At 62.0% G+C, this 24,954-nt stretch carries 25 protein-coding genes; 20 read left to right on the forward strand and 5 right to left on the reverse strand.

All coding sequences use genetic code 11. The features are described 5' to 3' along the window. Positions 1-23 precede the first annotated feature (23 nt). The 10 genes from secY to dsbD all read left to right on the forward strand — a co-directional run bounded on the left by secY (position 24) and on the right by dsbD (position 7,395). Positions 24-1,370, forward strand: a complete 1,347-nt coding sequence (gene secY / locus P0D80_RS23320) for a preprotein translocase subunit SecY (RefSeq protein ID WP_011490049.1) — start codon at positions 24-26, stop codon at positions 1,368-1,370. Positions 1,371-1,378: 8 nt separating this feature from the next. Next, positions 1,379-1,597: a translation initiation factor IF-1 gene (infA, locus tag P0D80_RS23325; RefSeq protein WP_004521905.1), complete on the forward strand. Its 219-nt coding sequence runs from the start codon at positions 1,379-1,381 to the stop codon at positions 1,595-1,597. Positions 1,598-1,617: 20 nt separating this feature from the next. Beyond that, complete coding sequence (rpmJ, locus tag P0D80_RS23330) at positions 1,618-1,734, forward strand: 50S ribosomal protein L36 (RefSeq protein ID WP_004199844.1); 117 nt, start codon at positions 1,618-1,620, stop codon at positions 1,732-1,734. Between the two features lie 41 nt (positions 1,735-1,775). Then, complete coding sequence (rpsM, locus tag P0D80_RS23335; protein WP_012434566.1) at positions 1,776-2,141, forward strand: 30S ribosomal protein S13; 366 nt, start codon at positions 1,776-1,778, stop codon at positions 2,139-2,141. Between the two features lie 28 nt (positions 2,142-2,169). Then, a complete protein-coding gene (rpsK, locus tag P0D80_RS23340; protein ID WP_006052224.1) occupies positions 2,170-2,574 on the forward strand; it encodes a 30S ribosomal protein S11 in 405 nt (134 codons plus the stop codon). Positions 2,575-2,721: 147 nt separating this feature from the next. Beyond that, positions 2,722-3,345, forward strand: a complete 624-nt coding sequence (rpsD, locus tag P0D80_RS23345; protein WP_106284146.1) for a 30S ribosomal protein S4 — start codon at positions 2,722-2,724, stop codon at positions 3,343-3,345. A gap of 124 nt (positions 3,346-3,469) precedes the next feature. Continuing rightward, a complete protein-coding gene (locus tag P0D80_RS23350; RefSeq protein WP_408286907.1) occupies positions 3,470-4,447 on the forward strand; it encodes a DNA-directed RNA polymerase subunit alpha in 978 nt (325 codons plus the stop codon). Positions 4,448-4,628: 181 nt separating this feature from the next. After that, positions 4,629-5,021: a 50S ribosomal protein L17 gene (rplQ, locus tag P0D80_RS23355; RefSeq protein ID WP_006052227.1), complete on the forward strand. Its 393-nt coding sequence runs from the start codon at positions 4,629-4,631 to the stop codon at positions 5,019-5,021. Between the two features lie 171 nt (positions 5,022-5,192). Then, positions 5,193-5,525: a divalent-cation tolerance protein CutA gene (cutA, locus tag P0D80_RS23360; RefSeq protein ID WP_408179037.1), complete on the forward strand. Its 333-nt coding sequence runs from the start codon at positions 5,193-5,195 to the stop codon at positions 5,523-5,525. Continuing rightward, positions 5,518-7,395 carry a protein-disulfide reductase DsbD gene (gene dsbD / locus P0D80_RS23365; protein WP_408179038.1) on the forward strand — a complete coding sequence of 626 codons (1,878 nt, stop codon included), beginning with the start codon at positions 5,518-5,520 and terminating at the stop codon, positions 7,393-7,395. Before cutA ends, dsbD begins: the two co-directional genes overlap by 8 nt. 42 nt (positions 7,396-7,437) lie before the next feature. On the opposite strand, the gene hemB is transcribed toward dsbD, so the two are convergent. Continuing rightward, a complete protein-coding gene (hemB, locus tag P0D80_RS23370) occupies positions 7,438-8,436 on the reverse strand; it encodes a porphobilinogen synthase (protein WP_132376702.1) in 999 nt (332 codons plus the stop codon). A gap of 249 nt (positions 8,437-8,685) precedes the next feature. After that, positions 8,686-9,339, reverse strand: coding sequence for a ribosome biogenesis GTP-binding protein YihA/YsxC (yihA, locus tag P0D80_RS23375; RefSeq protein ID WP_408179039.1), 654 nt, complete (start codon positions 9,337-9,339; stop codon positions 8,686-8,688). A gap of 265 nt (positions 9,340-9,604) precedes the next feature. On the opposite strand from yihA, the gene P0D80_RS23380 reads away from it, so the two are divergent. From P0D80_RS23380 to msrQ, 5 genes are all read left to right on the forward strand, one after another. Beyond that, positions 9,605-10,258 carry a c-type cytochrome gene (locus P0D80_RS23380; protein ID WP_408179040.1) on the forward strand — a complete coding sequence of 218 codons (654 nt, stop codon included), beginning with the start codon at positions 9,605-9,607 and terminating at the stop codon, positions 10,256-10,258. A 116-nt stretch (positions 10,259-10,374) separates the two neighbouring features. Then, complete coding sequence (locus tag P0D80_RS23385; protein WP_408286911.1) at positions 10,375-12,597, forward strand: cytochrome c biogenesis protein ResB; 2,223 nt, start codon at positions 10,375-10,377, stop codon at positions 12,595-12,597. Positions 12,598-12,601: 4 nt separating this feature from the next. Then, positions 12,602-13,807 (forward strand): c-type cytochrome biogenesis protein CcsB, encoded by a 1,206-nt coding sequence (ccsB, locus tag P0D80_RS23390; RefSeq protein ID WP_408179042.1) that lies wholly within the window; start codon positions 12,602-12,604, stop codon positions 13,805-13,807. A gap of 200 nt (positions 13,808-14,007) precedes the next feature. Next, positions 14,008-15,003 (forward strand): protein-methionine-sulfoxide reductase catalytic subunit MsrP, encoded by a 996-nt coding sequence (msrP, locus tag P0D80_RS23395; protein WP_408286913.1) that lies wholly within the window; start codon positions 14,008-14,010, stop codon positions 15,001-15,003. An 11-nt stretch (positions 15,004-15,014) separates the two neighbouring features. Beyond that, a complete protein-coding gene (gene msrQ / locus P0D80_RS23400; RefSeq protein WP_408179044.1) occupies positions 15,015-15,713 on the forward strand; it encodes a protein-methionine-sulfoxide reductase heme-binding subunit MsrQ in 699 nt (232 codons plus the stop codon). 102 nt (positions 15,714-15,815) lie between these two features. On the opposite strand, the gene lysA is transcribed toward msrQ, so the two are convergent. Together lysA and lptM are read right to left on the reverse strand one after the other, a co-directional pair. Then, on the reverse strand, positions 15,816-17,078 hold the full coding sequence (gene lysA / locus P0D80_RS23405) for a diaminopimelate decarboxylase (protein WP_408179045.1): 1,263 nt from the start codon (positions 17,076-17,078) through the stop codon (positions 15,816-15,818). A gap of 9 nt (positions 17,079-17,087) precedes the next feature. Then, complete coding sequence (gene lptM, locus P0D80_RS23410; RefSeq protein WP_408179046.1) at positions 17,088-17,429, reverse strand: LPS translocon maturation chaperone LptM; 342 nt, start codon at positions 17,427-17,429, stop codon at positions 17,088-17,090. Positions 17,430-17,464: 35 nt separating this feature from the next. Here lptM and cyaY point away from each other — a divergent pair, with 35 nt between their 5' ends. Continuing rightward, positions 17,465-17,782 carry an iron donor protein CyaY gene (gene cyaY, locus P0D80_RS23415; RefSeq protein ID WP_408286914.1) on the forward strand — a complete coding sequence of 106 codons (318 nt, stop codon included), beginning with the start codon at positions 17,465-17,467 and terminating at the stop codon, positions 17,780-17,782. A 117-nt stretch (positions 17,783-17,899) separates the two neighbouring features. On the opposite strand, the gene P0D80_RS23420 is transcribed toward cyaY, so the two are convergent. Beyond that, entirely contained in the window at positions 17,900-20,299 is a 2,400-nt protein-coding gene (locus P0D80_RS23420; protein WP_408286915.1) for a penicillin-binding protein 1A, read from the reverse strand. A 253-nt stretch (positions 20,300-20,552) separates the two neighbouring features. On the opposite strand from P0D80_RS23420, the gene pilM reads away from it, so the two are divergent. Genes pilM through P0D80_RS23440 form a run of 4 tightly spaced genes read left to right on the forward strand, consistent with a single transcriptional unit; the run spans position 20,553 to position 24,923 of the window. Beyond that, positions 20,553-21,545, forward strand: a complete 993-nt coding sequence (gene pilM, locus P0D80_RS23425; protein WP_408286916.1) for a type IV pilus biogenesis protein PilM — start codon at positions 20,553-20,555, stop codon at positions 21,543-21,545. Continuing rightward, on the forward strand, positions 21,542-22,264 hold the full coding sequence (locus P0D80_RS23430) for a fimbrial assembly protein (RefSeq protein WP_408286917.1): 723 nt from the start codon (positions 21,542-21,544) through the stop codon (positions 22,262-22,264). The genes pilM and P0D80_RS23430 overlap by 4 nt, the downstream gene beginning before the upstream one ends. After that, complete coding sequence (locus P0D80_RS23435; protein ID WP_408179049.1) at positions 22,261-23,193, forward strand: hypothetical protein; 933 nt, start codon at positions 22,261-22,263, stop codon at positions 23,191-23,193. The genes P0D80_RS23430 and P0D80_RS23435 overlap by 4 nt, the downstream gene beginning before the upstream one ends. Next, complete coding sequence (locus P0D80_RS23440) at positions 23,193-24,923, forward strand: type IV pilus secretin PilQ (RefSeq protein ID WP_408286919.1); 1,731 nt, start codon at positions 23,193-23,195, stop codon at positions 24,921-24,923. The genes P0D80_RS23435 and P0D80_RS23440 overlap by 1 nt, the downstream gene beginning before the upstream one ends. Positions 24,924-24,954 lie beyond the last annotated feature (31 nt).

Raw genomic sequence — 24,954 nt, forward strand, 5'->3', positions numbered from 1 at the left:
AGCATTTGCATCGGAGAAGGTACTTGGCTAACAGCCCGAGTCTCGCAAAACCCGGTCGCAGCGCGGCGAAGTTCGGCGATCTGCGTCGGCGAGCAGTGTTCCTGCTGCTGGCGCTGATCGTCTACCGTATCGGCGCGCATATTCCGGTGCCGGGTATTGACCCGGACCAGCTGGCAAAGTTGTTCCAAAGCCAGTCGGGCGGCATCCTTGGCATGTTCAACATGTTCTCGGGTGGCGCACTTTCGCGGTTCACGATTTTTGCGCTGGGGATCATGCCGTATATTTCGGCGTCGATCATCATGCAGTTGCTGGCGATTGTCTCGCCGCAGCTCGAAGCGCTGAAAAAAGAAGGGCAGGCAGGTCAACGGAAGATTACGCAGTACACGCGTATCTTTACGGTCCTGCTGGCAACGTTCCAGGCCTTCGGCATTGCCGTGGCGCTGGAAAATCAGCCTGGTCTCGTGATCGACCCGGGGATGGTTTTTCGGTTGACGACGGTCGTGACGCTGGTGACCGGCACGATGTTCCTGATGTGGCTAGGTGAGCAGATCACGGAACGCGGGCTTGGCAACGGTATCTCGATCATTATTTTCGGCGGGATTGCAGCGGGTTTCCCGAATGCGATCGGTGGTCTTGTTTCGCTGGTGCAAACCGGTTCGATGAGCCCGATATCCGCGATTATCGTCGTCGCGCTGATTGCTGCTGTGACGTATCTGGTGGTGTTCATCGAACGCGGCCAGCGCAAGATTCTTGTGAACTACGCAAAGCGGCAAGTCGGTAACAAGATTTACGGCGGACAGTCTTCGCATCTGCCGTTGAAGCTGAACATGTCGGGCGTGATTCCGCCGATCTTTGCATCGTCGATCATTCTCTTCCCGGCAACTATCCTGAACTGGTTTAGTTCGGGGTCGCGTACCGGCTGGTTCGCAGACACGTTGCACAACGTGGCCGAAGCCCTCAAGCCCGGCCAACCCGTGTACGTGTTGCTGTACGCGTTGGCGATCGTTTTCTTCTGTTTCTTCTACACCGCACTGGTGTTCAACAGCAGAGAGACGGCCGACAACCTGAAAAAGAGTGGCGCTTTCGTCCCAGGCATCCGCCCGGGCGATCAAACGGCGCGATATATCGACCGCATCCTCACGCGTCTGACGCTGGCCGGTGCGATCTACATCGTGTTTGTTTGTCTGCTGCCCGAGTTTTTGGTGCTGCGCTGGAACGTGCCGTTTTATTTTGGTGGAACGTCGCTGCTGATCATTGTCGTCGTCACAATGGATTTCATGGCGCAGGTGCAGTCGTACGTTATGTCGCAACAGTATGAATCGCTGCTGAAGAAAGCTAATTTCAAAGGCGGCGGCGTCCCGATGCGTTGAAAGGACTTATGGCCAAAGACGATGTTATCCAGATGCAGGGTGAAGTCATCGAAAACCTGCCTAACGCTACCTTCAGGGTGAAGCTGGAAAACGGCCATGTCGTATTGGGACACATATCCGGGAAGATGCGGATGCACTACATCCGAATCTTGCCGGGCGACAAGGTGACGGTTGAATTGACGCCTTACGATCTGTCGCGTGCGCGGATCGTGTTCCGGGCGAAGTGATTTGAAAAAAGGGTAATATCATGAAAGTGATGGCATCGGTTAAGCGCATTTGCCGCAATTGCAAGATCATCAAGCGCAAAGGCGTTGTGCGCGTGATTTGCAGCTCTGATCCGCGCCACAAACAGCGTCAAGGCTGAACGCCGCGCTTTTGCTTGCGCTTTTTGTTTGAGGAAAAACAATGGCTCGTATCGCAGGGGTTAACATCCCGAATCACCAGCACACCGAAATCGGCCTCACGGCTATTTACGGTGTCGGCCGCACGCGCTCGCGCGACATTTGCGTCGCTGCTGGTGTGGCATTTTCGAAGAAGGTCAAAGACCTGAACGACGCAGACCTCGAAAAGCTGCGTGAAGAAGTCGGCAAGTTCATCGTTGAAGGCGATCTGCGCCGTGAAACGACGATGAACATCAAGCGCCTGATGGATCTCGGCTGCTACCGTGGCGTTCGGCATCGTAAGGGCTTGCCCCTGCGCGGCCAGCGTACGCGTACGAATGCCCGTACGCGCAAGGGTCCGCGTCGTGCAGCGCAATCGCTGAAGAAGTAAGCGGAACTGACAGTTACAGGAAAACGTAATGGCTAAGGCTTCGAACAACTCCGCGGCGCAACGCGTTCGCAAGAAGGTCAAGAAGAACGTCGCCGAGGGCGTGGTTCACGTTCACGCGTCGTTCAACAACACCATCATCACGATCACCGATCGTCAAGGCAATGCACTTGCTTGGGCAACGTCGGGTGGTCAGGGCTTCAAGGGTTCGCGTAAATCGACCCCGTTTGCAGCCCAGGTGGCAGCCGAATCGGCTGGCCGCGTGGCGATGGAATACGGCGTGAAGAACCTCGAAGTGCGGATCAAGGGCCCCGGTCCTGGCCGTGAGTCGGCGGTGCGCGCGTTGCATGGTCTTGGCATCAAGATCACTGCGATCTCCGACGTGACCCCGGTCCCGCACAACGGCTGCCGTCCGCCGAAGCGTCGTCGTATCTAAGACGCTAGTATTGCTTGCGCCTGTTGCCGCCCTGCGCGGCGGCAGGCTGCTTGCGCTATTGAATTGACTAAGCCCACCGTTCGGCCCAAAGGGCTCGGACTAGCGCGAGTGCACGCATTCGCGTGATTAATCACTGAAGGAATCAACGTGGCACGTTATATCGGCCCTAAGGCCAAGCTGTCCCGCCGTGAAGGCACTGACCTTTTCCTGAAGAGCGCCCGTCGTTCGCTCGCTGACAAGTGCAAGCTTGACAGCAAGCCCGGCCAACACGGCCGCACCTCGGGCGCACGTACGTCCGACTACGGCACGCAGCTGCGCGAAAAGCAAAAAGTGAAGCGCATCTACGGTGTCCTCGAGCGTCAATTCCGTCGTTACTTCGCTGAAGCCGACCGCCTGAAGGGCAACACGGGTGAAAACCTGCTGCAGTTGCTCGAATCGCGTCTGGACAACGTCGTGTATCGCATGGGCTTCGGCTCGACGCGTGCTGAAGCACGTCAGCTCGTGAGCCACAAGGCGATCGTCGTGAACGGCGTGGTGTCGAACATCCCGTCGATGCAAGTGAAGGCAGGCGACGTCGTCGCGGTGCGCGAAACGAAGAAGAAGCAGGCGCGGATTCTCGAAGCGCTGTCGCTGGCTGAGCAAGGCGGTCTGCCGAGCTGGGTCGCTGTCGATTCGAAGAAGTTCGAAGGCACGTTCAAGCAGAAGCCGGAACGCAGCGACATCGCTGGCGATATCAACGAAAGCCTGATCGTCGAATTGTATTCGCGGTAATCGGATTAACGGCCGGGGCACCCTGATTGCGCTGAGCAAGGGGGCGCCTCGGCTGTTTATTTTCAGGTTGTTACCGGTCAGCCTTATCGGTGTAACGAGCCGAGGGTATTGAAAAGGAAAACCTATGCAAACCAGTTTGTTGAAGCCCAAGATCATCGCTGTTGAATCGCTTGGTGAGAGCCATGCGAAAGTGGTCATGGAACCGTTTGAACGCGGTTACGGCCACACCTTGGGTAACGCGCTCCGGCGTGTGCTGCTGTCGTCGATGGTGGGCTACGCGCCGACCGAAGTGACGATCGCAGGCGTCGTACATGAGTATTCGACGCTCGACGGTGTGCAAGAGGATGTGGTCAACCTGTTGTTGAACCTGAAGGGCGTGGTCTTCAAGCTGCATAACCGTGACGAAGTAACGGTTACGCTGCGCAAGGAAGGCGAAGGCGTTGTCACCGCTGGCGACATCGAAGTCGCGCACGATTGCGAAGTGATCAACCCGGATCACGTGATTGCGCATCTGTCGAAGGGCGGCAAGCTCGACGTGCAGATCAAGGTCGAGAAGGGCCGCGGCTACGTGCCGGGCAACGTGCGTCGTTACGGCGAAGAGTCGGCCAAGATCATCGGCCGTATCGTGCTGGACGCGTCGTTCTCGCCGGTTCGCCGCGTGAGCTACGCCGTTGAAAGCGCTCGCGTCGAACAGCGTACCGACCTCGACAAGCTCGTGATGAACATCGAAACCAACGGTGTGATTTCGCCGGAAGAAGCGATCCGTCAATCGGCGCGCATTCTGGTCGATCAACTGTCGGTCTTCGCTGCACTGGAAGGCACCGAAGCAACGGCTGAAGCGCCGTCGCGTGCGCCGCAGATCGATCCGATCCTGCTGCGTCCGGTCGATGATCTCGAACTGACGGTTCGTTCCGCGAACTGCCTGAAGGCCGAGAACATTTACTACATCGGCGACCTGATCCAGCGCACGGAAAACGAGCTGCTGAAGACGCCGAATCTGGGTCGCAAGTCGCTGAACGAAATCAAGGAAGTACTGGCGTCGCGTGGTTTGACGCTCGGCATGAAACTCGAAAACTGGCCGCCGGCAGGGTTGGACAAGTAAGTCGACAAGTAATCCCGGGACAGAACCCGCCGCTGCACTGGCAAAGACGCGGATTTTGCTTTAAAATCCGCGTCTTGTCTTTTTTCACTACCGGCCCGTGCACTCGCTACCATTGGGAAACCGCAGGTAGTTCGAGCGCGATAGAAGAGCTGGACCAAAACTCTGAATCGAAGGAATTAACATGCGTCACCGTCATGGTTTGCGGAAACTGAACCGCACGAGCAGCCACCGTCTGGCAATGCTCCGTAATATGTCCAATTCGCTGATCGAGCACGAAGTCATCAAGACCACGCTGCCGAAGGCGAAAGAACTCCGTAAAGTTGTCGAACCGCTGATCACGCTCGGCAAGAAGCCGTCGCTGGCAAATCGTCGTCTGGCGTTCAACCGCCTGCGCGATCGTGACTCGGTCACGAAGCTGTTCGAAGTTCTGGGCCCGCGTTACGCTACCCGTCCGGGCGGCTATCTGCGCGTTCTGAAGTTCGGCTTCCGCGTCGGCGACAACGCTCCGATGGCACTGGTCGAACTGCTCGACCGTCCGGAAGTTGAAGAAGTTGAAGTGCAAGAAGCTGAGTAAGCTTCCTCGCATCTAAAAAAGCCAGGCGCCAAGCCTGGCTTTTTTGTTTATAGCGCCAGAACGCAATGGTTGCGGCCATTTGCCGAGTGGCCGCTGCAGAGCCCTCAGCGGTCGGACAAGGCTAGGTGATACGATATCGGCACCTGAATCGTGCCTTTGCCGGAGCCATCTGTGAGCGTGAATGTGACCTTGATTCTGACAACGGTACCGGATGCGGCCGTGGCTCAGAAGCTTGCCGCAGATGCCTTGGCCGCGCGGCTATGTGCCTGTGTCACGCAGTTAGGCACCGTGCAGTCCAGCTATCACTGGCAGGGCGCGATCGAAACAGCGCAGGAAATCCAGTTGCTGTTCAAGACCAGCGCGGCACGCGCGCTCGAACTCGAGCAGTACATTCAGGCTCACCATCCCTACGACACGCCGGAAATCCTCTCATGGCAAGCGACGGCATCGGCCGCGTACGGCCAGTGGATCACTGCTGAAACCCAACGTCCTCTTCATGTTTAACGGCCTCGATCGGCGCGTGCGCAATGCACTGCGCACCGTATTCTTCCTGCTTGGTTGCCTGATCTTCGCGCAGTTCGGCACGCTCGCCCGCGCGGCGGACGATTTTCTCGATCCTGCGGTGGCGTTCAAATTCAGCGCGTCGGAGAAACCCGGCGAAGTCGACGTAACCTACAAAATCGCGGATGGCTACTACATGTATCGTGAGCGCTTCGCCTTCGCGACGCGCAACGGCACGACCACGATCGGCGAGCCGCAATTGCCGGCTGGCCACGTCAAGTTCGATCAGACCTTTAACAAGAACGTCGAGACGTATCGGAACGAACTGACGATCCGGATTCCCGTTAAACAGGCGGTCGGACCGTTCGACCTGGCGGTGACGTCGCAGGGCTGTGCCGATGCCGGCATCTGCTATCCGCCGATGGAGCGCGTGTATCACGTGAGCGGCGCGGCTCTGCAGTCGGCCGGCAGCGCGGCTGACGCCGGCGCCGAAGTTGCGCAGAAATCCGCTGCCGCGGCCACCTCGTGGTACGACCGCGCCACCAGCGCAGACTACGCGCAGTCGCTGCTGCAAGGCGGTGGTTTCTTCGCGATCGTCGGACTCTATTTCGTCGCCGGCGCCGTGCTCAGTCTGCTCCCGTGTTCGTACCCAATGATTCCGATTCTTTCGGCGATCATCATCGGCGAAGGCGCGCGCGTCACGCGTGCACGTGGATTCGCACTGTCGCTGGCCTATGTGATCGGCATGGCGCTCGTGTACACGGCGCTCGGCATCGCCGCCGCGCTGGTCGGGCAGAGTCTCGGCGCGTGGCTGCAAAACCCGTGGGTGCTCGGTGCTTTTGGCGTCCTGTTGGCCATTTTCGCGCTGACCCTGATTGCAGGTTTCGACGTCGCACTGCCGCAGCGTTGGCAGGACGGCGTCTCGCGTGCATCGACCGGGCGCTCCGGGGGCAAGTTTGCGGCCGTTGCCGTGATGGGCGCGCTGTCTGCGCTGGTGGTCGGCGCCTGCATGACCGCACCGCTCTTTGCGGTGCTGGCGTTCATTGCGCATACAGGCGACGCGGTGCTCGGCGGCGCGGCGCTGTTTTCGATGGGATTGGGATTGGGCGTGCCGCTGCTGATCCTCGGTCTAGGCGCGGGCACACTGCTGCCGCGCGCCGGCGCATGGATGGACAGCGTCAAGGTGTTCTTCGGCGTCGTGCTGCTTGCGGCCGCCCTGTGGATCGTCTGGCCGGTGCTCGGCGCGACTGCGACGATGCTACTGAGCGCGCTCTGGCTGCTGATCGCCGCGGCCTCCCTCGGCTTGTTCTCGGCACCCACAGCGGAGGCTTCCGTGTGGCGCCAGCTCGGTCGAGGCATCGGTGCGGCGTTTGCCATCTGGGCGGCGGTCCTGCTGGTCGGGCTGGCGGCGGGCTCATCCGATCCGCTGCGCCCGCTTGCGGTGTTGGCGGCGCGTGGCGGAGAAGCGGGCGTCGCGAACACTTCGAATAAGCCGGACAGCGAGCCGCAGAGCGATTTGACGTTCGCCCCGGTGCGTTCATCGAATGAACTCGACCAGGCCGTCAAAACGGCTGCACAGCCCGCCATGCTCGATTTTTACGCGGACTGGTGTGTCAGCTGCAAAGAGATGGAGAAATTCACCTTCAGCGATCCGCGTGTTCAAGCGAAATTGAAGCAGATGAATCTGTTGCGCGCCGACGTGACCGCCAACAATGTCGACGATCAGATGCTGCTCAAGCGCTTCAGTTTGTTCGGGCCACCGGGGATCATCTTTTTCGATCAGAGTGGCAAGGAGGTGCTGCGCGTCGTCGGCTACGAGTCCGCGGATAAATTTTTGCGCAGTCTGGATCGGGTGAACGCGCCGGGTGCGTAACGCAAACCGGCGGTTCGTCACGGCGCCGGGCGGCGCGTCGCCTTACTTCTGCGAGCGCAAAATCCGCGCGGCATCCAACGCGAAATAGGTCAGCACGCCGTCCGCGCCCGCCCGCTTGAACGCCAGCAGCGATTCCATCATCGCCTTGTCGTGATCGAGCCAGCCGTTCTGCGCGGCCGCCTTCAGCATCGCGTACTCGCCACTCACCTGATACACATAGGTCGGGAACTGGAACTCGTCCTTCACGCGACGCACGATATCGAGATACGGCATGCCGGGCTTGACCATCACCATGTCCGCGCCTTCGTTGATGTCCGCTTGCACTTCGCGCAGCGCCTCATTCGAATTGGCCGGATCCATCTGGTAAGTCATCTTGTTGCTCTTGCCGAGGTTCGTCGCGGAACCGACGGCGTCGCGGAACGGGCCGTAAAACGCCGACGCGAACTTGGCCGCATAAGCCATGATCCGCGTATGGATATGGTCTTCGCTCTCGAGCATTTCGCGGATCGCGCCAATGCGGCCGTCCATCATGTCCGAAGGCGCAACGATGTCGACGCCGGCTTCAGCCTGCGCGCGCGCCTGTTCGACCAGAATCTCGACGGTCTCGTCGTTGATCACATAGCCGGTTTCGTCGAGCACGCCGTCCTGACCGTGGCTCGTGTAGGGATCGAGCGCCACGTCGGTGAGCACGCCCAGCCCGGGGAAGTTCTTTTTGAGTTCGCGAACCGCGCGCGGAATCAAACCGGCCGGGTTGGTCGCTTCGCGGCCATCGGGCGTTTTCAGCGACGGCTCGATCGCCGGGAACAGCGACAGCACGGGCACGCCCAGTTCGACGCATTGTTCAGCCACGCCCATCAGCAGGTCGACCGACACGCGCTCGACGCCCGGCATCGACGGCACGGCTTGCCGCACGTTGGTGCCTTCGACGATAAAGACGGGATAAATCAGATCGTTGGTGGTGAGGATGTTTTCCCGCATCAGACGGCGCGAGAAGTCGTCGCGGCGCATGCGGCGCGGACGGTAGTGCGGATAGAAGCTCATAGCGAATCGAAGAAACGTGGATGTGTGGAGTGGACAAGTAACGCCTGCCTCCGCTGCCGGAAACTTTTCGAGACAATGGTATATCATACCGATCGAGCAAGGCGCCTTGCGCTGACCTCCCCGCTTCTCCTCCCTGAGCGGGTGCCTGTCGTTTTTCGATTAGGCTGTTTGACCCGCCGTTAAAGCGGCGGGTTTTTTTATGGGCGGCCGGAATGGCGTTTTTGCCTTGTCCGGCGGTGTTCGCCTCGCTTACTGAGCGGCGTCCGTTTCACCCTTCGCCTCGGGGATCAGCCAGCTTTCGATCAGCTCGTGCGCTTCGTCGATGCCGACGCGTTTGAGCGCCGAGAACAGCTGGGCGGTTAGTTCGCCCTGGTAGCCGGCGGTGCGATATTCAGCCAGACCTTTCTGGGTCGCGCGCAACGCGTTCACGCTTTCCTGACGCGTCAATTTGTCGCATTTGGTCAGGAGCGTGTGGATCGGCTTGCCGGTCGGCGCGAACCACTCGATCATGCGGCGGTCCAGATCGGTCAGCGGGCGGCGTGAATCCATCATCAGGATCATGCCGCGCAATTGCGAGCGCGATTGCAGGTAGGTGGACAGCAGCGCTTCCCAGTGTGCCTTGGCCGCGCCCGGCACTTCCGCATAGCCGTAACCCGGCAGATCGACCAGGTGCGCGGTCGGCTCGTCCGCCTTGCCCACCGAAAAGTAATTGATATGCTGCGTGCGTCCCGGCGTCTTACTGGCGAAGGCCAATCGCTTCTGATTGCACAGAATATTAATGGCCGTCGACTTGCCTGCGTTCGAGCGTCCCGCAAAGGCGATCTCGGGTTGCGAAGTGGCCGGCAGATCACGCAAGTGATTGACGGTCGTGAAAAAGCGGGATTGGTGGAGCAGGAAGGACATGATCAGGCCAGGATTCGAGACGCCGGGGAACCCGGAGTGGGGACGGGTCAAGCCCGACTGGCGTCTTAGCGATTAGCGAGTTATTGTACAATACGATGGTTTACTGAAAACCTGAGGGGGCCAGCCCACGTGCCTTGGCGGCTCCTGGCGGTCACTCGGTCGCCGTCGTATTTTGCAAAACCTTCAAGAAAAACGCCGGGCCTGGCGCGAAGCGGCAGGTTTGGGGGCGCTCTAAAAATCCCACAAGACGAGACAGGGTGTGCGAATGAATCGACTGAGCAAGACTCTGATGGTGCTTCATGTAGCGGCAGGTCTTTCAGGTTTGGCAATTCAGGCACGAGCAGCAGAACCGGCAAAGCCGGACGTCAATCGGGGGCAGGCAATCGCGGTGCAGGTGTGCGCGTCGTGTCACGGGGCAGACGGCAACAGTGCCGGCGGCGCGTATCCGAAGCTGGCGGGCCAGCACCCTGAGTATCTCGTCAAGCAACTCAAGGACTTCAAGACCCAGCCGGGCGCCAAGCAGCCAGCGCGCAACAATGCGATCATGGCGGGCATGGCGGCGGCACTGTCTGATCAGGATATGGTCAACGTCGCAGCTTATTTCGCGGCGCAGACCCCGAAGCCGGGCTACGCGCACAACAAGGACACCGTGCCGCTCGGCCAGAAGATTTATCGCGGCGGCATTGCCGACAAGGGCGTGCCGGCGTGCGCAAGCTGCCACGGGCCGACCGGGCAAGGGATTCCGTCGCAGTATCCACGGCTGTCGGGGCAGTGGGCGGAATACACGGTGGCGCAGTTGACCGCGTTCACGCAAGGTCCTGGCGCACGTAACAACAACGAGGCGATGCATGCTATTGCAACGCGTCTGTCGGACAGCGAGATCAAGGCTGTAGCCGATTACATCGCGGGCTTGCACTAGGAAGCCCGCACGCAAGTGCAACCGGCCCGGCGAGGCCGGTACAAAACAAGAAAAGGGTGAGGGCGTCGTGCCTACGACAGCCCTTCACCCTTTTTTGCTGTTCAGTCGGAGTATGAATGAGCGTCACCACGTCGGGTTTGCAGTCGAAGTCGGGCAATCGCGTCATGCGCAGCGTCGTCGAAGTCTTGAGTTCGATGCGTTTTGCCATTTCGTTGCTCGTGATTCTGTCGATCGCCAGCATCATCGGCACCGTCCTCACGCAGGACGATCCGTATCCCAACTACGTCAATCAGTTCGGCCCGTTCTGGGCGGACATCTTCCGCTCGTTGAGCCTGTACACGGTGTACAGCTCGTGGTGGTTCATGCTGATTCTCGGCTTCCTGATGGTGTCGGTGTCGCTGTGCGTGATCCGCAATGCGCCGAAAATGGTCGCCGACGCGAAGAGCTGGAAGGACAGGGTTCGCGAAGGCAGCCTGCGCGCGTTCCATCACAAGGGCGAATTCGCGGTGCATGCCTCCCGCGCGCAGACCGCGACGTTGCTCGCCAAGCTCTCGGCGAAGCTCGGCTACAAGTTCGTCACGCGAGAGTCCGAAGGCGCGACCTTGATCGCCGCCAAGCGCGGCGCCTTGACCAAGTTCGGCTACATCTCTGCTCACATTGCGATCGTGGTGATCTGTCTCGGCGGCCTGCTGGACAGCAATCTGCCGATCAAGCTGCAAATGTGGCTGTTCGACAAGTCGCCGATCCGCGCCAACACGGTGATCAACGACATCACGCCGGACCATCGCCTGTCACAGTCCAATCCGACGTTCCGCGGCTACGCGTGGGTGCCGGAAGGCCAGCACGTGTCCACGGCGATCCTCAACCAGCCGGACGGCTCGCTGATTCAGGACCTGCCGTTTTCGATCGAACTGAACAAGTTCATCGTCGATTACTACTCGACGGGCATGCCGAAGCTGTTCGCGAGCGACATCGTGGTGGTGGATCACAAGACCGGCGCGCGCGTTCCGGCGCGAGTCGAAGTGAACAAGCCGTTCACCTACGACGGCGTATCGATTTATCAGTCGAGCTTCCAGGACGGCGGCTCGCAGATGCAGATGACGGCCTACCCGATGAGCGGTGCAAGCGCGAAGACCGCACCGTTCGGCGGCACGATCGGCGGCAATGCGCCGTTGGGCACGGCCACGCCGCTCGCCGACGGCCAGACGGTCGAATTCACCGATTTCCGCGCGATCAACGTCGAAAACATCCAGAACGGCAGCGGCCAGACCGACGCCCGCGGCGTCGCGGCGCAGCGCACGTTGAAGGAAGCGTTCGACGAGCGCCTCGGCTCCGGCGCGAAGACCTCGAAGCCGCTCGATCTGCACAACGTCGGCCCATCGGTGCAATACAAGGTGCGCGACAAGGACGGCCAGGCGCGCGAGTACAACAACTACATGCTGCCGGTCGACGTATCCGGCGAAAAGATGTTCCTCGCCGGCATGCGCGTGAATCCGGACGATCCGTTCCGCTACCTGCGCATTCCCGCTGACAACGGCGGCACCGTCAAGGAATGGATGAACCTGCGCGCCACGCTCGAAGATCCGGCCATGCGCGCCTCGGCGGCTCACCGTTTCGCGCTGCGCTCGGTGCCCGGTTCGAACGCGGAATTGCAACAGCATCTCGAAGAAAGCGCGCTGCGGGTGCTGACCCTTTTTGCGGGTGCGGACAACGGCATCAAGATGCCGAACGGCCAGACGGTCGGCGGCTTCCAGGCTATTGCCGGTTTTATCGACCATTCGGTGCCGAAGGGCGAGCAGGAAAAGGCCGCCGGCCTGCTGTTGCGCATGCTGGAAGGCGCGACGTGGGACCTGTATCAACTGTCCCGCCAGCAACTCGGCGAGCCCGAGGCGCCGGCCAATCCGGACGCCAGCCGCTTCATCCAAAGCTCGATCAACGCGATATCCGACAGCTTTTTGTATGGATCGCCGGTCTATTTACAGCTTGACTCATTCAAGCAGGTGCAAGCTTCGGTATTTCAGTTGACGCGCGCGCCGGGCAAAAAAGTCGTGTATCTTGGCAGCCTGCTCCTCGTGTTGGGCATCTTTTCGATGTTCTACATCCGTGAACGGCGCCTCTGGTTCTGGCTTAAAGACACCGAGCACGGCACGAACGTCGTGATGGCGATGTCGAGCGCGCGCAAGACGCTCGACTTCGAGAAAGAGTTCGTCCAGACGCGCGACGCAGTAGGCGCCGCGTTGGGCGCCAAACTCGTTGAAGCACCCGACGCCGCCGGCGCCTCCGATAAATCCGGCAACGCCGGCGCGCCGTCCGCAAGCTCACAAGATTCGACCCGGTAAGATCATGGACTTGACTCAGGTTTCCCAATCTCCCTCTTCGCGGCCCCAAAAGGCGCTGGCAGGCGAGTCACTCAACATCGGCGAGTACGACGAACGGCCGTTCCTGAAGCGGCTCGGCGTTGTCGACTGGCTGTTTGCCGTCGCGATGGTCGCGGGCGCCGGGTTCGCGCTGTCGCGCTATCACCCGTTCATGAATTACTACGACAAGCTGGTGCTCTGCTGCGCGGTGCCGGTTTTCGTGGTGCTCGGCTGGCGCTGGAAACCGGTGCGTCCGCTGATGGTGGGCATCGCTGCGCTGTCGCTGCTGGCCATCCAGATCTATCACGGCGATCTCAGCCGCGCGGATAACGCCTTCTTCCTCAAGTATTTCCTGTCGAGCCAGTCCGCGATTCTGTGGATGAGCGCGCTCTTCGTGTTCGCCACCGTGTTCTACTGGATCGGCCTGCTGTCGCGCTCGCCGACCGGCGCGGCGATCGGCTCAAAAATGACGTGGGCGGCAGTGGTGATGGGCTTCGTCGGGCTGATGGTGCGCTGGTACGAGTCGTACCTGATCGGCGCGGACGTCGGCCATATTCCTATCTCGAACCTGTACGAAGTGTTCGTGCTGTTCAGCCTGATCACCGCGCTTTTCTATCTGTACTACGAGCAGCACTACAACACCCGTGCGCTCGGCGCGTTCGTGCTGCTGGTGATCAGCGCCGCGGTCGGTTTCCTGATGTGGTACTCGGTGGCGCGCGACGCGCAGCAGATCCAGCCGCTGGTTCCGGCGCTGCAAAGCTGGTGGATGAAGATTCACGTGCCGGCGAACTTTATCGGCTATGGCAGCTTCGCGTTGTCGGCCATGGTGGCTGTCGCGTACCTATCGAAGGAGCGCGGCGTGCTGGCCGATCGCCTGCCGGCGCTCGAAGTGCTCGACGACGTGATGTACAAGTCGATCGCGGTTGGTTTCGCTTTCTTTACGATCGCGACGATTCTCGGCGCACTGTGGGCTGCTGAAGCCTGGGGCGGCTACTGGAGCTGGGACCCGAAGGAAACGTGGGCGCTGATCGTCTGGCTGAACTATGCGGCGTGGCTGCACATGCGTCTGATGAAGGGCCTGCGTGGCGCGGTCGCGGCATGGTGGGCGCTGACTGGCCTGCTGGTGACGACCTTCGCTTTCCTCGGCGTCAACATGTTCCTGTCGGGCCTGCATAGTTACGGCAAGCTGTAAGATCTGCCGTTCTGAACCGACTTAAAACCGCCGTGTGCTTCGCACCGGCGGTTTTTTTACGGCCAATGGAATATTGGCTGACTCCAGAGTGTTCGCCCTGACAGTACCCATGGATGGCTGAAAGACGGACGCCCGGACGAGCGATCATCAATATGGCCCCTTAAGATGCATAGACCGATGGGCCGGCAAGGAGCAGCACGATGTGGATCAAGCGTAGCGACAGAATTCAACTCACTGGCGACGACATTGCGCGCAGCGAAATCACGCCGCAGCGCGTTTTCCAAAACCGGCGGCGCGTGTTGCAGGCGGCCGGCGCGGTGGCGCTCGGCAGTCTGATCGGGGTGAACGGCGAGGCGCTGGCGGCTTACACGTCGCCGGACCCGAAGGCGCAAAAGCTGGCGGCGAAGACCAACGCCAAATTCGTCGCGCTCGACAAGATCACGCCGTACAAGGACATCACCACGTACAACAACTTCTACGAGTTCGGCACCGACAAGGCCGATCCCGCGCACAATGCCGGGACGCTGCGGCCGCACCCGTGGAAGGTGAGCGTCGAGGGTGAGATCAAGAATCCGAAGGTCTACGATATCGACGAATTGCTCAAGCTCGCGCCGCTCGAGGAGCGCGTGTACAGGATGCGCTGCGTCGAGGGATGGTCGATGGTGATTCCGTGGATCGGCGTGCCGCTCTCGGAGTTGATCAAGCGCGTGCAGCCGACGGGCAATGCCAAATACGTGCAGTTCATCACGCTGGCCGATCCGTCGCAAATGCCCGGACTGTCGACGCCCGTGCTCGATTGGCCGTACTCCGAAGGTCTGCGCATGGACGAAGCGATGAATCCGCTGACGTTGCTGACGATGGGCCTCTACGGCCAGGTGCTGCCCAATCAGAACGGCGCGCCGGTGCGGGTCGTGGTGCCGTGGAAGTATGGCTTCAAGAGCGCGAAGTCGCTGGTGAAGATCCGCTTCCTCGACAAGCAGCCGCCGACCAGCTGGAATACGTACGCATCGAACGAATATGGGTTTTATTCGAACGTGAATCCGAACGTCGATCATCCGCGCTGGAGTCAGGCGACCGAGCGACGCATCGGCGAAGACGGTTTCTTCACGCCCAAGCGCAAGACGTTGATGTTCAACGGCTACGGCGATCAGGTCGCGTCGCTTTATCAGGGCATGGACCTGAAGAAGAATTTTTGAGCGGCGCGAACATGGCTTCCGATACGCAATCCGCTACCCAGGCCGAACGAAAAACGCCGCGCGCACAAGCGTCCGCGTCGGTGGCGGCGAAGCGCCCCGCAGCCGGCGCGCGTTGGATCGTGCCGGCCAAGATCGCGGTGTTTATCGCGGCATGGTATCCGCTCGCGCGCATCGTGCTATTTGGCTTGACCGACCGGCTCGGCGCGAATCCGATCGAGTTCATCACGCGCTCGACGGGTCTCTGGACGCTCGTCTTTCTCTGCATCACGCTCGCCGTGACGCCGTTGCGCCGACTCACCGGCGTCGCCGCGTTCGTACGTTTTCGGCGGATGCTCGGACTCTATGCGTTCTTCTACGCGACGCTGCATTTCACCACTTACCTGTGGTTCGATAAATGGTTCGATGTCGCTGACATCATCAAGGACATCGGCAAGCGACCGTTTATCACGGTGGGGTTCGCGGCGTTCGTGTTGCTGATCGCATTAGCCGTGACGTCGCCGCGCGCGATGGTGCGCAAGCTCGGGCGTCGCTGGCAGATGTTGCATCGGTCCATCTATGTAATCGGCGCGCTGGCGATCCTGCACTTCTGGTGGATGAAGGCCGGCAAACACGATCTGATCCTGCCGAAGATTTACGGCGCGATCATGTTGGCGTTGCTGGGCTGGCGCTTGATCGTTTGGGCGCGTGACAGGATGTCGAAGACGCGTTGATCGGCGCTGCGCTGACGTAGATCGCGCACAACGGCGACGTAAACACAAAAAGGCGATGCTGCGGTGGCATCGCCTTTTTGATGTTGGGGCAGTTGTTAAAGGTTACGCCGGCAAAACCGTTTCGCCCGCAAACAACTGCTTCACCTCTTCGCGTGCGCGAACCACATGCACCTGTGTACCATCAACCATCACCTCCGCCGCGCGCGGACGTGTGTTGTAGTTCGAGCTCATCACGAAGCCGTATGCGCCGGCCGAGCGGATCGCCAGCAGATCGCCCGGTTCAACCGCCAGCAGGCGTTCACGTCCGAGCCAATCGCCGCTCTCGCAAACCGGACCGACCACATCGTATACGTGGGCCGGCACGTCGCGCTCCGCGACCGGGTCGATCGCGTGATACGCCTCGTACATGGCGGGGCGCGCGAGATCGGTCATGGCCGCGTCGACGATAGCGAAATTCTTTTCCGCGCCCGGCTTCAGAAACTCGACGCGCGTGAGCAGCACGCCCGCGTTGCCGACCAGCGAACGGCCCGGCTCGAAATACACTTCGCGATGGCCGTGACCGCGCGCTTCGATGCGATCGAGCACGGTGCGCACGAACTCGCCGATTTCCGGCGGCGTTTCATCGTCGTACGTGATGCCGAGACCGCCGCCCACGTCGATGTGACGAATCTTCACGCCGTCCTGCTCGATCTGCTCGACCAGCTCCAGAACCTTGTCGACCGCGTCGAGATACGGCGCGACTTCGGTGATCTGCGAGCCGATATGGCAGTCGATGCCGACCACTTCGAGATTCGCCATGGCCGCAGCCGCCTGGTACGTGGCGCGCGCGTCCTCGAATGCGACGCCGAATTTGTTCGACTTCAGGCCGGTGGAAATATACGGATGCGTCTTCGCGTCGACGTCAGGATTCACGCGCAGCGAAACGGGCGCTTTCTTGCCCATTTCCGCGGCAACCGCATTCAGGCGATCGAGCTCGGGAATCGATTCGACGTTGAAGCATTTCACGCCGGCCGCGAGCGCGTCGCGCATTTCGTCCGCGTTCTTGCCGACGCCGGAAAACACGGTGTTTTCCGCTTTGCCGCCGGCAGCCAACACACGCGCCAGCTCGCCGCCCGACACGATGTCGAAGCCGGCGCCCAGGCGCGCGAACACGTTCAGCACAGCGAGGTTGCTATTGGCCTTCACGGCGACATGCACACTCGCGCGACGCCCGGCGCAAGCACCCGCGTAGGCGTTCCACGCCTCGGTGAGCGCGGCGCGCGAATACACGTACAGCGGCGTGCCGAACTGCTCGGCGAGGGAGACGGCGGACACGCCTTCGGCGTGCAGCACGCCGTCGACGTAGTCAAATGCGGATCGAGTCATGCGAAAGTCTTATTGAACAGGTGTGGCGGCGGAAGCAGGCAGCGGAGCCGCCGTAGCTGATGCAGCGGAGGCGGGCGGCGTGGCGAGTTCGTTTTCCGGCGCCAACGAAAGCGGTGTGCCGGAGGTATCCGGGACGGTGCTCATGTCGGTGGATGTTGCCGAGGCGGGTTGCGCAACGTTCGGCGGCGTTTGCGTGCGATCGATCGGCTTGGCCGGTAGCGGCGGCACGGTGGGCAAATAGAGCGAACCGCGTTGTCCGCAGCCGGCAAGTGCACAACCTGCGAGAATGGCTAAAACCGCTACAATCGCGCGGCCGGGCGCCGCCGCGCGCATCCGAGATACGACTCGCATGACTGTCCCTGAATAAATAATCGATGGAGTTTAGCATGTCCGATAGTGAATACCTGACCCGCGCGGAAGCCGCGCTAGCCGCCATCGAACGCGCGCTCGACGACACGGATGCCGACATCGAACTGGAGCGCAGCGGCAACGTCCTGACCCTCGAATTCGAGAACCGCTCGAAGATCATCGTCAACCTGCAGCCACCTATGAGCGAGGTCTGGATCGCCGCGAAAGCGGGTGGTTTCCACTTCCGTTTCGTCGACGGCGAATGGCGCGACACGCGCAGCGGCACGGAGTTTTTTGCCGCGCTGTCGGAGTACGCCACGCAGCAGGCGGGCGAGCCGGTTCACTTCGAAGCGTAAGACCCGCCGGTCGGGTGAGGGCCGCCAACGCGGCCGAGTTGATTACCCGAACCGCACAAAAAACGGCCGCGCATTTAGCGCGGCCGTTTTGCTTTCTGCGGGACTTCGGGCGGAGCGTCAGTGTCCGCGGAACAGATTCATGATGTCCTGCTTCTCCTGCTCGCCGACCTGCTCGGGCGCGGCCGCCGACGCGCCGCTCGCCTCGGCGTCCAGCGCCGCCTGACTGATGCCGACCGTAGCGATGAAACCATGCCCCGGCGTGAAGTCGTCGAAATAAAGCTCCGAGCCGACTTCAGTCACGTCGTCGGGCATCGGCATCTTGTACTCCGGCACGCCCTTGAGCGCACGACCCATGTATTCGACCCACACGGGTAGCGCGAGGCCGCCGCCGGTTTCCTTGTCGCCCAGACTGCGCGGGTTGTCGTAGCCGATCCACGCAATGGCCGTGAGCGTGTGCTGATAACCGGCGAACCACGCGTCGCGCGAATCGTTGGTCGTGCCCGTCTTGCCGGCGAGGTCAGTGCGTTTCAGTACGTTGGTCTTCGCACCCGTGCCGCGTTGCGCCACGCTTTGCAGCAGGCTGTTCATCACGTACGCATTGCGCGGCTCGATCGCGTGCGGCGCGCTTTGCGCGGCCACGAGCGGTTGTGCGTGCGCGACCACCATGCCGCGCTGATCGGTGACTTCAGCGATCAGATACGGATTGATCCGATAGCCGCCGTTGGCGAATACCGAAAACGCGCCCGCCATCTGCAACGGCGTGACGAGACCGGCGCCCAGCGCCATCGGCAGATAAGCCGGATGGCGATCCGCGTCGAAGCCAAAACGCGTGATGTACTGCTGCGCGTACTTCGTGCCGATCTGGTTCAGGATACGAATCGACACCAGGTTCTTCGAGCGTTGCAACGCGGTGCGCATGGTCATCGGGCCGTCGAAGCCGCCGCCGTAGTTCTTCGGTTCCCACGCCTGGCCGCCTGTCTCAGCCGCGCTGAAGAAGAGCGGCGCGTCGTTGATCACGGTTGCCGGCCCAAGCCCCTTTTCGAGCGACGCCGAATAGATAAACGGCTTGAAGCTCGATCCCGGCTGACGCCAAGCCTGAGTCACGTGATTGAACTTGTTCTTGTTGAAGTCGAAACCGCCGACCAGTGCGCGAATCGCGCCATCTTGCGGGATGACCGAAACGAACGCGCCTTCCACTTGCGGCAATTGCGTGATCGACCAGTTGCCGTCGTCGTTCTTGACGAGCCGGATGATCGCGCCGGGCCGCACGCGTTGATTCGGCTGGGCGCGCGGACCGAGCGCAAACTGCGCGAAGCGCAGGCCGTCGCCCTGAATCGTCGCGACATTGCCGTCGATGAAAGCGGCCTGCACCTGCTTCGGACTCGCCGAGGTGACCACGGCGGCAATGATCTCGCCGTTGTCCGGGTGTTCGAGCAGCGCGTCGTCGATGGCCTGCTCGCGATCATCGGCGTCGGTCGGCAGATCGATGAACGCCTCCGGACCACGATAACCGTGGCGCCGTTCGTAGTCCATCAGACCTTTGCGCAGCGCCCGGTATGCGACGTCCTGATCCGCCGAATCGATCGTGGTCACCACGTTCAGACCGCGCGTATAGGCTTCTTCGCGGTACTGCGCGTACATCATCTGACGCACCATTTCCGCGACGTATTCCGCGTGCACGCTGAATTCCTTGCCCGCGCCCTTGACCACGAGCGGCTGTTTGCTCGCTTCGTCGTATTGTTCCTGGGTGATGTAGTGCAACTCGTACATGCGTTGCAGGATGTACTCCTGACGCACCTTCGCACGCTTCGGATTGACGACCGGGTTATACGCGGACGGCGCCTTCGGCAAGCCGGCCAGCATGGCCGATTCCGCCAGCGTCAGATCCTTCAGATCCTTGCCGAAGTACACCCGCGCCGCGCTCGCGAAACCGTAGGCGCGCTGGCCGAGATAGATCTGATTCATATACACCTCAAGAATCTGATCTTTGGACAGCTTTGACTCGATCTTGTACGCCAGCAGCATCTCGTAGATCTTGCGCGTGTAGGTCTTCTCGCTGGAAAGGAAGAAGTTGCGCGCCACCTGCATGGTGATCGTGCTTGCGCCCTGCGTGGCGTGGCCATTGGTCAGCGCGACGAAGCCCGCGCGCGCGATGCCCGTGAGGTCGACGCCGCCGTGATCGTAGAAGCGCGCGTCTTCGATGGCGAGAATCGCCTTCTTCAGATGATCGGGCACATCCTGAATATGGACGATGTCGCGCCGTTCTTCGCCGAATTCGCCGATCAGCACATGGTCGGCCGTATAGATGCGCAGCGGCACCTTCGGCCGGTAGTCGGTCAACGCATCGAGCGACGGCAGATTGGGCGTGGCGACGACGAGCGCATAGCCGAGCACCAGCAGCACGCACAGAATGCCTGCGACGATCAGACCCACGAAGCCCAGGATGAGCTTCAGCCACAGCGGGCGTTTGCGCTTCTGCGGCGCGGGCGGCGGGGACGTAGGAGACGTGGATTGCATATAGGCACCAAAAAACAGTCCCGCGATTATAGCCGCCTCGCTTTTCAGCTTTCGGCATGCTTACTGACACTTATTGGCAAGTCTGCGCGCCGCGCGGGAATGACTTCACTGTAGCCGCTTTGATGGCATACAGGACGTGCGTTGCTCAACGTTAGCCATTTGGCTGAGTGTCGCGCGGCGGCGCGGCTACGCACAATTCTTCCTCATCACTCGCGTTCGAATGGTTCGTCGCGTGAGTCAGAGGGAGGGCGTCATGGCGTTGAAAAGATCTTGGCTTCAGGCAGTGCAACCCGGTGCGCAGCGTTTTGCTGCGGGGATCGATGTCGGCTCGCAGACCGTGCGTCTGATCGTGCTGAGTCAGCGCGTGCGCTCACCCGGCGCGTTGCATATCGAATACGTGAGCACCGTCCCGCTTGCCGCCGGTGCTATGGCTGGCAGTGAGATCGCCGACCGGCACGCGGTGGCGCGTGCGTTGCGCGAGGCGTTCGCCGGTCTGCCGCACGCGTGCGCGACACATGCCTTGCGATGTGCGATGGCGCTGCCCGCGTCGGCCACCATGACCACCACGGTGCCGCTCACGCGGCTTGCCGCGCAGAGCGGTTGCGGGGAAGACGGCGGGCATCAACTGGCCGAACTGGAGCCGGCGGTGATGAGCGAGGTCGAGCGCATTGCCGGCCTCGAGCGGCATGCTCTCGCCGTCGACTGGTATCTCGACGAAACGTATTCGCCGGTCCGCTCCGTGACCATTGCCGCTACCGCGCGGCAACATCTCGAAGCGCGAATCGAATGCGCGGCGATTGCGGGTATCTCGCTCACCGTCATCGACGGCGAGCCGCATGCGGCGCTGCGCGCCATGCGCTACGCGGCGAGTTACGAGCTCGATCCGCACGAGCCGTATGTCGCGTTGTGGATCGGTACGGACGGCGTGTATGGCTGGCGGATCGTCGACGACGTCATCTGCTGCGAAATGCGCTATCCCGCACCGGAACACGCCGATCTCGCGGATGCGTTGCGCGACCTGGCCCAAGGCCCGGAACTCGACTGCGCGTTATTGAGCGGCGAGGTCGATCTGCTCGACGGTGTGGGTTTCTCGAGCGCGGATATCGCCGACGTGTTGAGCTGCGCAGTGCTGCCGTTCGAATGCGCGGCGCTGGGCGGTCTCGTCCGGCCGTTGGACGATTCGCTGTTGCACGAACCGTCCGGTGCGGTCGCGTTCGGGCTTGCGTTACGCGGGGTGCTCGAATGACGGGCGGCCTGTTGCACGCAACGGCCTCTAACACCCGAGCGCCGGTACTCGGCACGCGCTTCGCGCGGTCGTGGCTCGGCGGTTTCAATCTGCTCCCGTACCGGCAAACCAACGCGCGGCTCGCGCGCCGACGGCGCGTGCTCGAATGGGTTGCCGCGGTCTGCGCCGGTTGCGCCGCCGTTTTCGCATTGGGCGGTTGGCAGGTAATCGAGAGAGCGCGGCTCGATGCGCAGCGCGTGTCGATCGAACACACGCTCACGCAACTGTCGGCACCGCTCGCGGAGCACGCGGCGTTGCTGCGCGCGCGAGACGAACAGCGCCGCGACGTCGAACGCGCAAAGAGCGTGTCTGAGCCGCTCACGCATCTACGCGATCTGCTCGACGCGCTGAGTTTCGAACCGGGCGACGGCGTGGTGCTGCAGCAGTTGCGCCACCGTGAGGACGAGACCGAGTTGCTGGCGACATCGCGTGGACATCTCGCTTCGGCTGAGTGGCTCAAGCGGCTGAGTGTGATCCGTGGCGTGAAGGGGGCGGAGGTGAGCGATCTGCATCGTTCGGTTTCACGCGGCGTTGCGGCTGCTGCGCAGGTGAGCGTTGCCGGTCCGATCGAATTCGGTGCGCATCTGCGGTGGAACGAGCCGGCGCAGAAAGCGGCTCGCCCGGCTGGGTCCACGACGCAGCGTCCTGTGAAGTCTGAACAATCAAGAGGTGCGAAATGAGTACGGTCTTTGTCGAGTTCGGCGGCGCGGCAAACGCGCGGCTTTCTCTTTCCCATTGGATGAAGCGCGTGCGCTTGCCGCTCGATGCATGGAGCCGGCGTCGTCGCTGGGTGGTCGCGTTACTGATCGCGGCATTGGTGTTCGGTCTTGGCGCGCATGGCTGGGTCGTGGCCGATCTCGGTGGTGTCGAAGCGAGCCGCACTGCGTTGGAAGCCAGTAGCTTGCATCTCGCGAACGCGCGGCGCGCGCTTGCGCAATTGCCCGCGCTGCGCCGTGATGCCGCCGCCGCGCCGGTTGCTGCTTCGACCACGAGCACATCCGCGTCGTGGAGTTCCGCCGACGACCTGCGCATCGTCTCCGAACTGGCCGCGCAAAATAACGTCGCGTTGCTGGCGGTGGAACCCGGCGTGGTCAGCGGCGCGGGCGTTGAAAGCATGCGACCGCTGCAACTGACCGCGCGTACGGACTTCGTTCACCTGATGGCATTTTTGCGCGGACTGTCCGATCTGCCGGTGCTGATCGTGCCGGTCGATGTGACCGTCAAGCGTGATGCCGCGGCGTTGTCGGTGAGCGCTACGCTGCACGTGTTCGACGCGCTGCGGCCGGCGCCATCGACAACCTCCGCGGATGCATTCGCCGACGACAGCCTCGACTCCGACGACGATGAAGACATCGTTTTCTTCGATCCGTTTTCGCAGCCGCAGATGCAGGCTGCCGGCGATCTGCCCGATGCCTCGCAACTACGTCTGGTCGGATTGCTGAGCGATCGTACGCGTGGGCTGGCCTTGCTCGATACACCGGACGGCGTGGCAACCGTCGAGTCCGGAGAGCGGATCGGCGCCGAGCGAGTCACGAAGCTGGACGCGTCCGGCATTACGCTCGCTAAGGACGGTGCGACACGCATGCTGGCGATGACGGAGGCTTCCTGATGAGACTGGTGAAGCCCTTTCCCTTTGCATTGTCGAGAGTTGATCCGCGTGCGTCGCCTCGCCTCATTGTGTGTCTCGGCCTGTATCTCAGCGCGACGCTGGGCGCCAGCGTCACGCAGGCGTCGACTCCACCACTGCCGCCGTTGCCTGCCTACATGCCGCTCGACGACGCGGTATCGCCGCGCGACGCTCCGTACAGCGGCACACCGCCACTACCACACGACGTTTCGGCCGATGTGCCCAACCCGTTTCGTCAGGATTCAGCAGACGATCCAGAGGCATCGCGCGGGAGCACTGCGGCGGCCAACGCCGGCACGGACGAGCGTGCCGACGCCGCTGCAACGCAATCCGCGGCTCCGGATCTCAGCGATGCCGACGCCGACGGCTCCGTCCCGCTGCGAAGGCAATCCGCCGCTCCGGCTCGCGCCGAAGCCGCCGGCACCGCCGCGCTCGAAGGTCCGCCGGTGCCGCTGCCACCGCTCGCCCGTCTGAGCAACGCGCCACGCAGCGCCGCCGACGCAGCCCTCGCGCCCGACGACAAACCGATCTCGCTGAATTTCCAGCGTGCCGAACTCGGCGCCGTCCTCAATGCGTTCGCCAAGTTCACCGGGCTGAACATCGTCGCGAGCGAAAGAGTGCGCGGCGCGGTCTCACTGAAGCTCGACAAAGTGCCGTGGCGCACTGCCTTCGACACCTTGCTCGACGTCAACGGCCTGGCGATGGAGCGCCACGGCAACGTGATCTGGGTCGCGCCGATTGCGGATCTGGCGGCGCGCGAGCGGCAGCGCTTCGAAGCGCACGCCCGAGCCGCCGATCTCGAGCCGCTCGCGAGCCGCACGTTCGAGCTGCACTACGCGCATGCCGAAGACGTCAGACGGCTGTTGACCGGTTCGGGCGCGCAACGCGTCTTGTCCAAGCGCGGTGCCGCGACTGCCGATCCGCGCACCAATCTGCTGTTCGTGACCGATCTCGAAGGGCGCCTCGCGCAGATCGCAGCGCTGCTCGCTTCCGTCGACCGGCCAACGCGCCAGGTGTTGATCGAAGCGCGTATCGTCGAAGGCGAACATGGTTTTTCGCGCAATCTCGGCGTGAAGCTCTCCATGGCGGCCACGAACGCTGATGGCACCGCGAAAGGCTTGACCGGCGCCGGCTACGATCTGTCGGCCCGCCCGATTTCCGGCTTCGACGCCGCGACCGCCGGCCTGACCCTGTTCGCCGCCGGCGCGACGCGGCTGCTGAACATCGAGCTGAGCGCGCTCGAAGCGCAGGGCCGCGGCGAAATCGTCTCGAGTCCGCGCGTGGTCACGGCCGACCGGATGAAGGCGGTGGTCGAGCAGGGCACCGAGCTGCCGTATCAGGCGAAAGTGGGGCAGGGCGTGTCGGGCGTGCAGTTTCGCCGCGCCACGCTCAAACTGGAGGTCGAGCCGCAGATCATGCCGGACGGCCGTGTGGTGCTGGACCTCGACGTCGCCAAGGACAGCGTCGGCGAACAGACCGACGCCGGGCCCGCGATCAACACCAAGCACGTGCAAACGCGCGTCGAGGTCGAGGATGGTGGTACGGTGTCGATCGGCGGAATTTATGCGACCGACGACCGGGACGATGTGACGCGGGTCCCGGTCCTGGGCAAAATACCGGTTTTAGGTGCGCTTTTCCGCCATCGGGCTCATCGCGACCAGCGCAGCGAACTGGCTGTTTTCATCACGCCGCGCGTCGTTCAGACAAATTAGGGGCATGCTGCCGCCGCTTGCGAGCGGGGGC

This window comes from Paraburkholderia sp. RL17-373-BIF-A, from assembly GCF_046030175.1.
Taxonomy (GTDB): domain Bacteria; phylum Pseudomonadota; class Gammaproteobacteria; order Burkholderiales; family Burkholderiaceae; genus Paraburkholderia.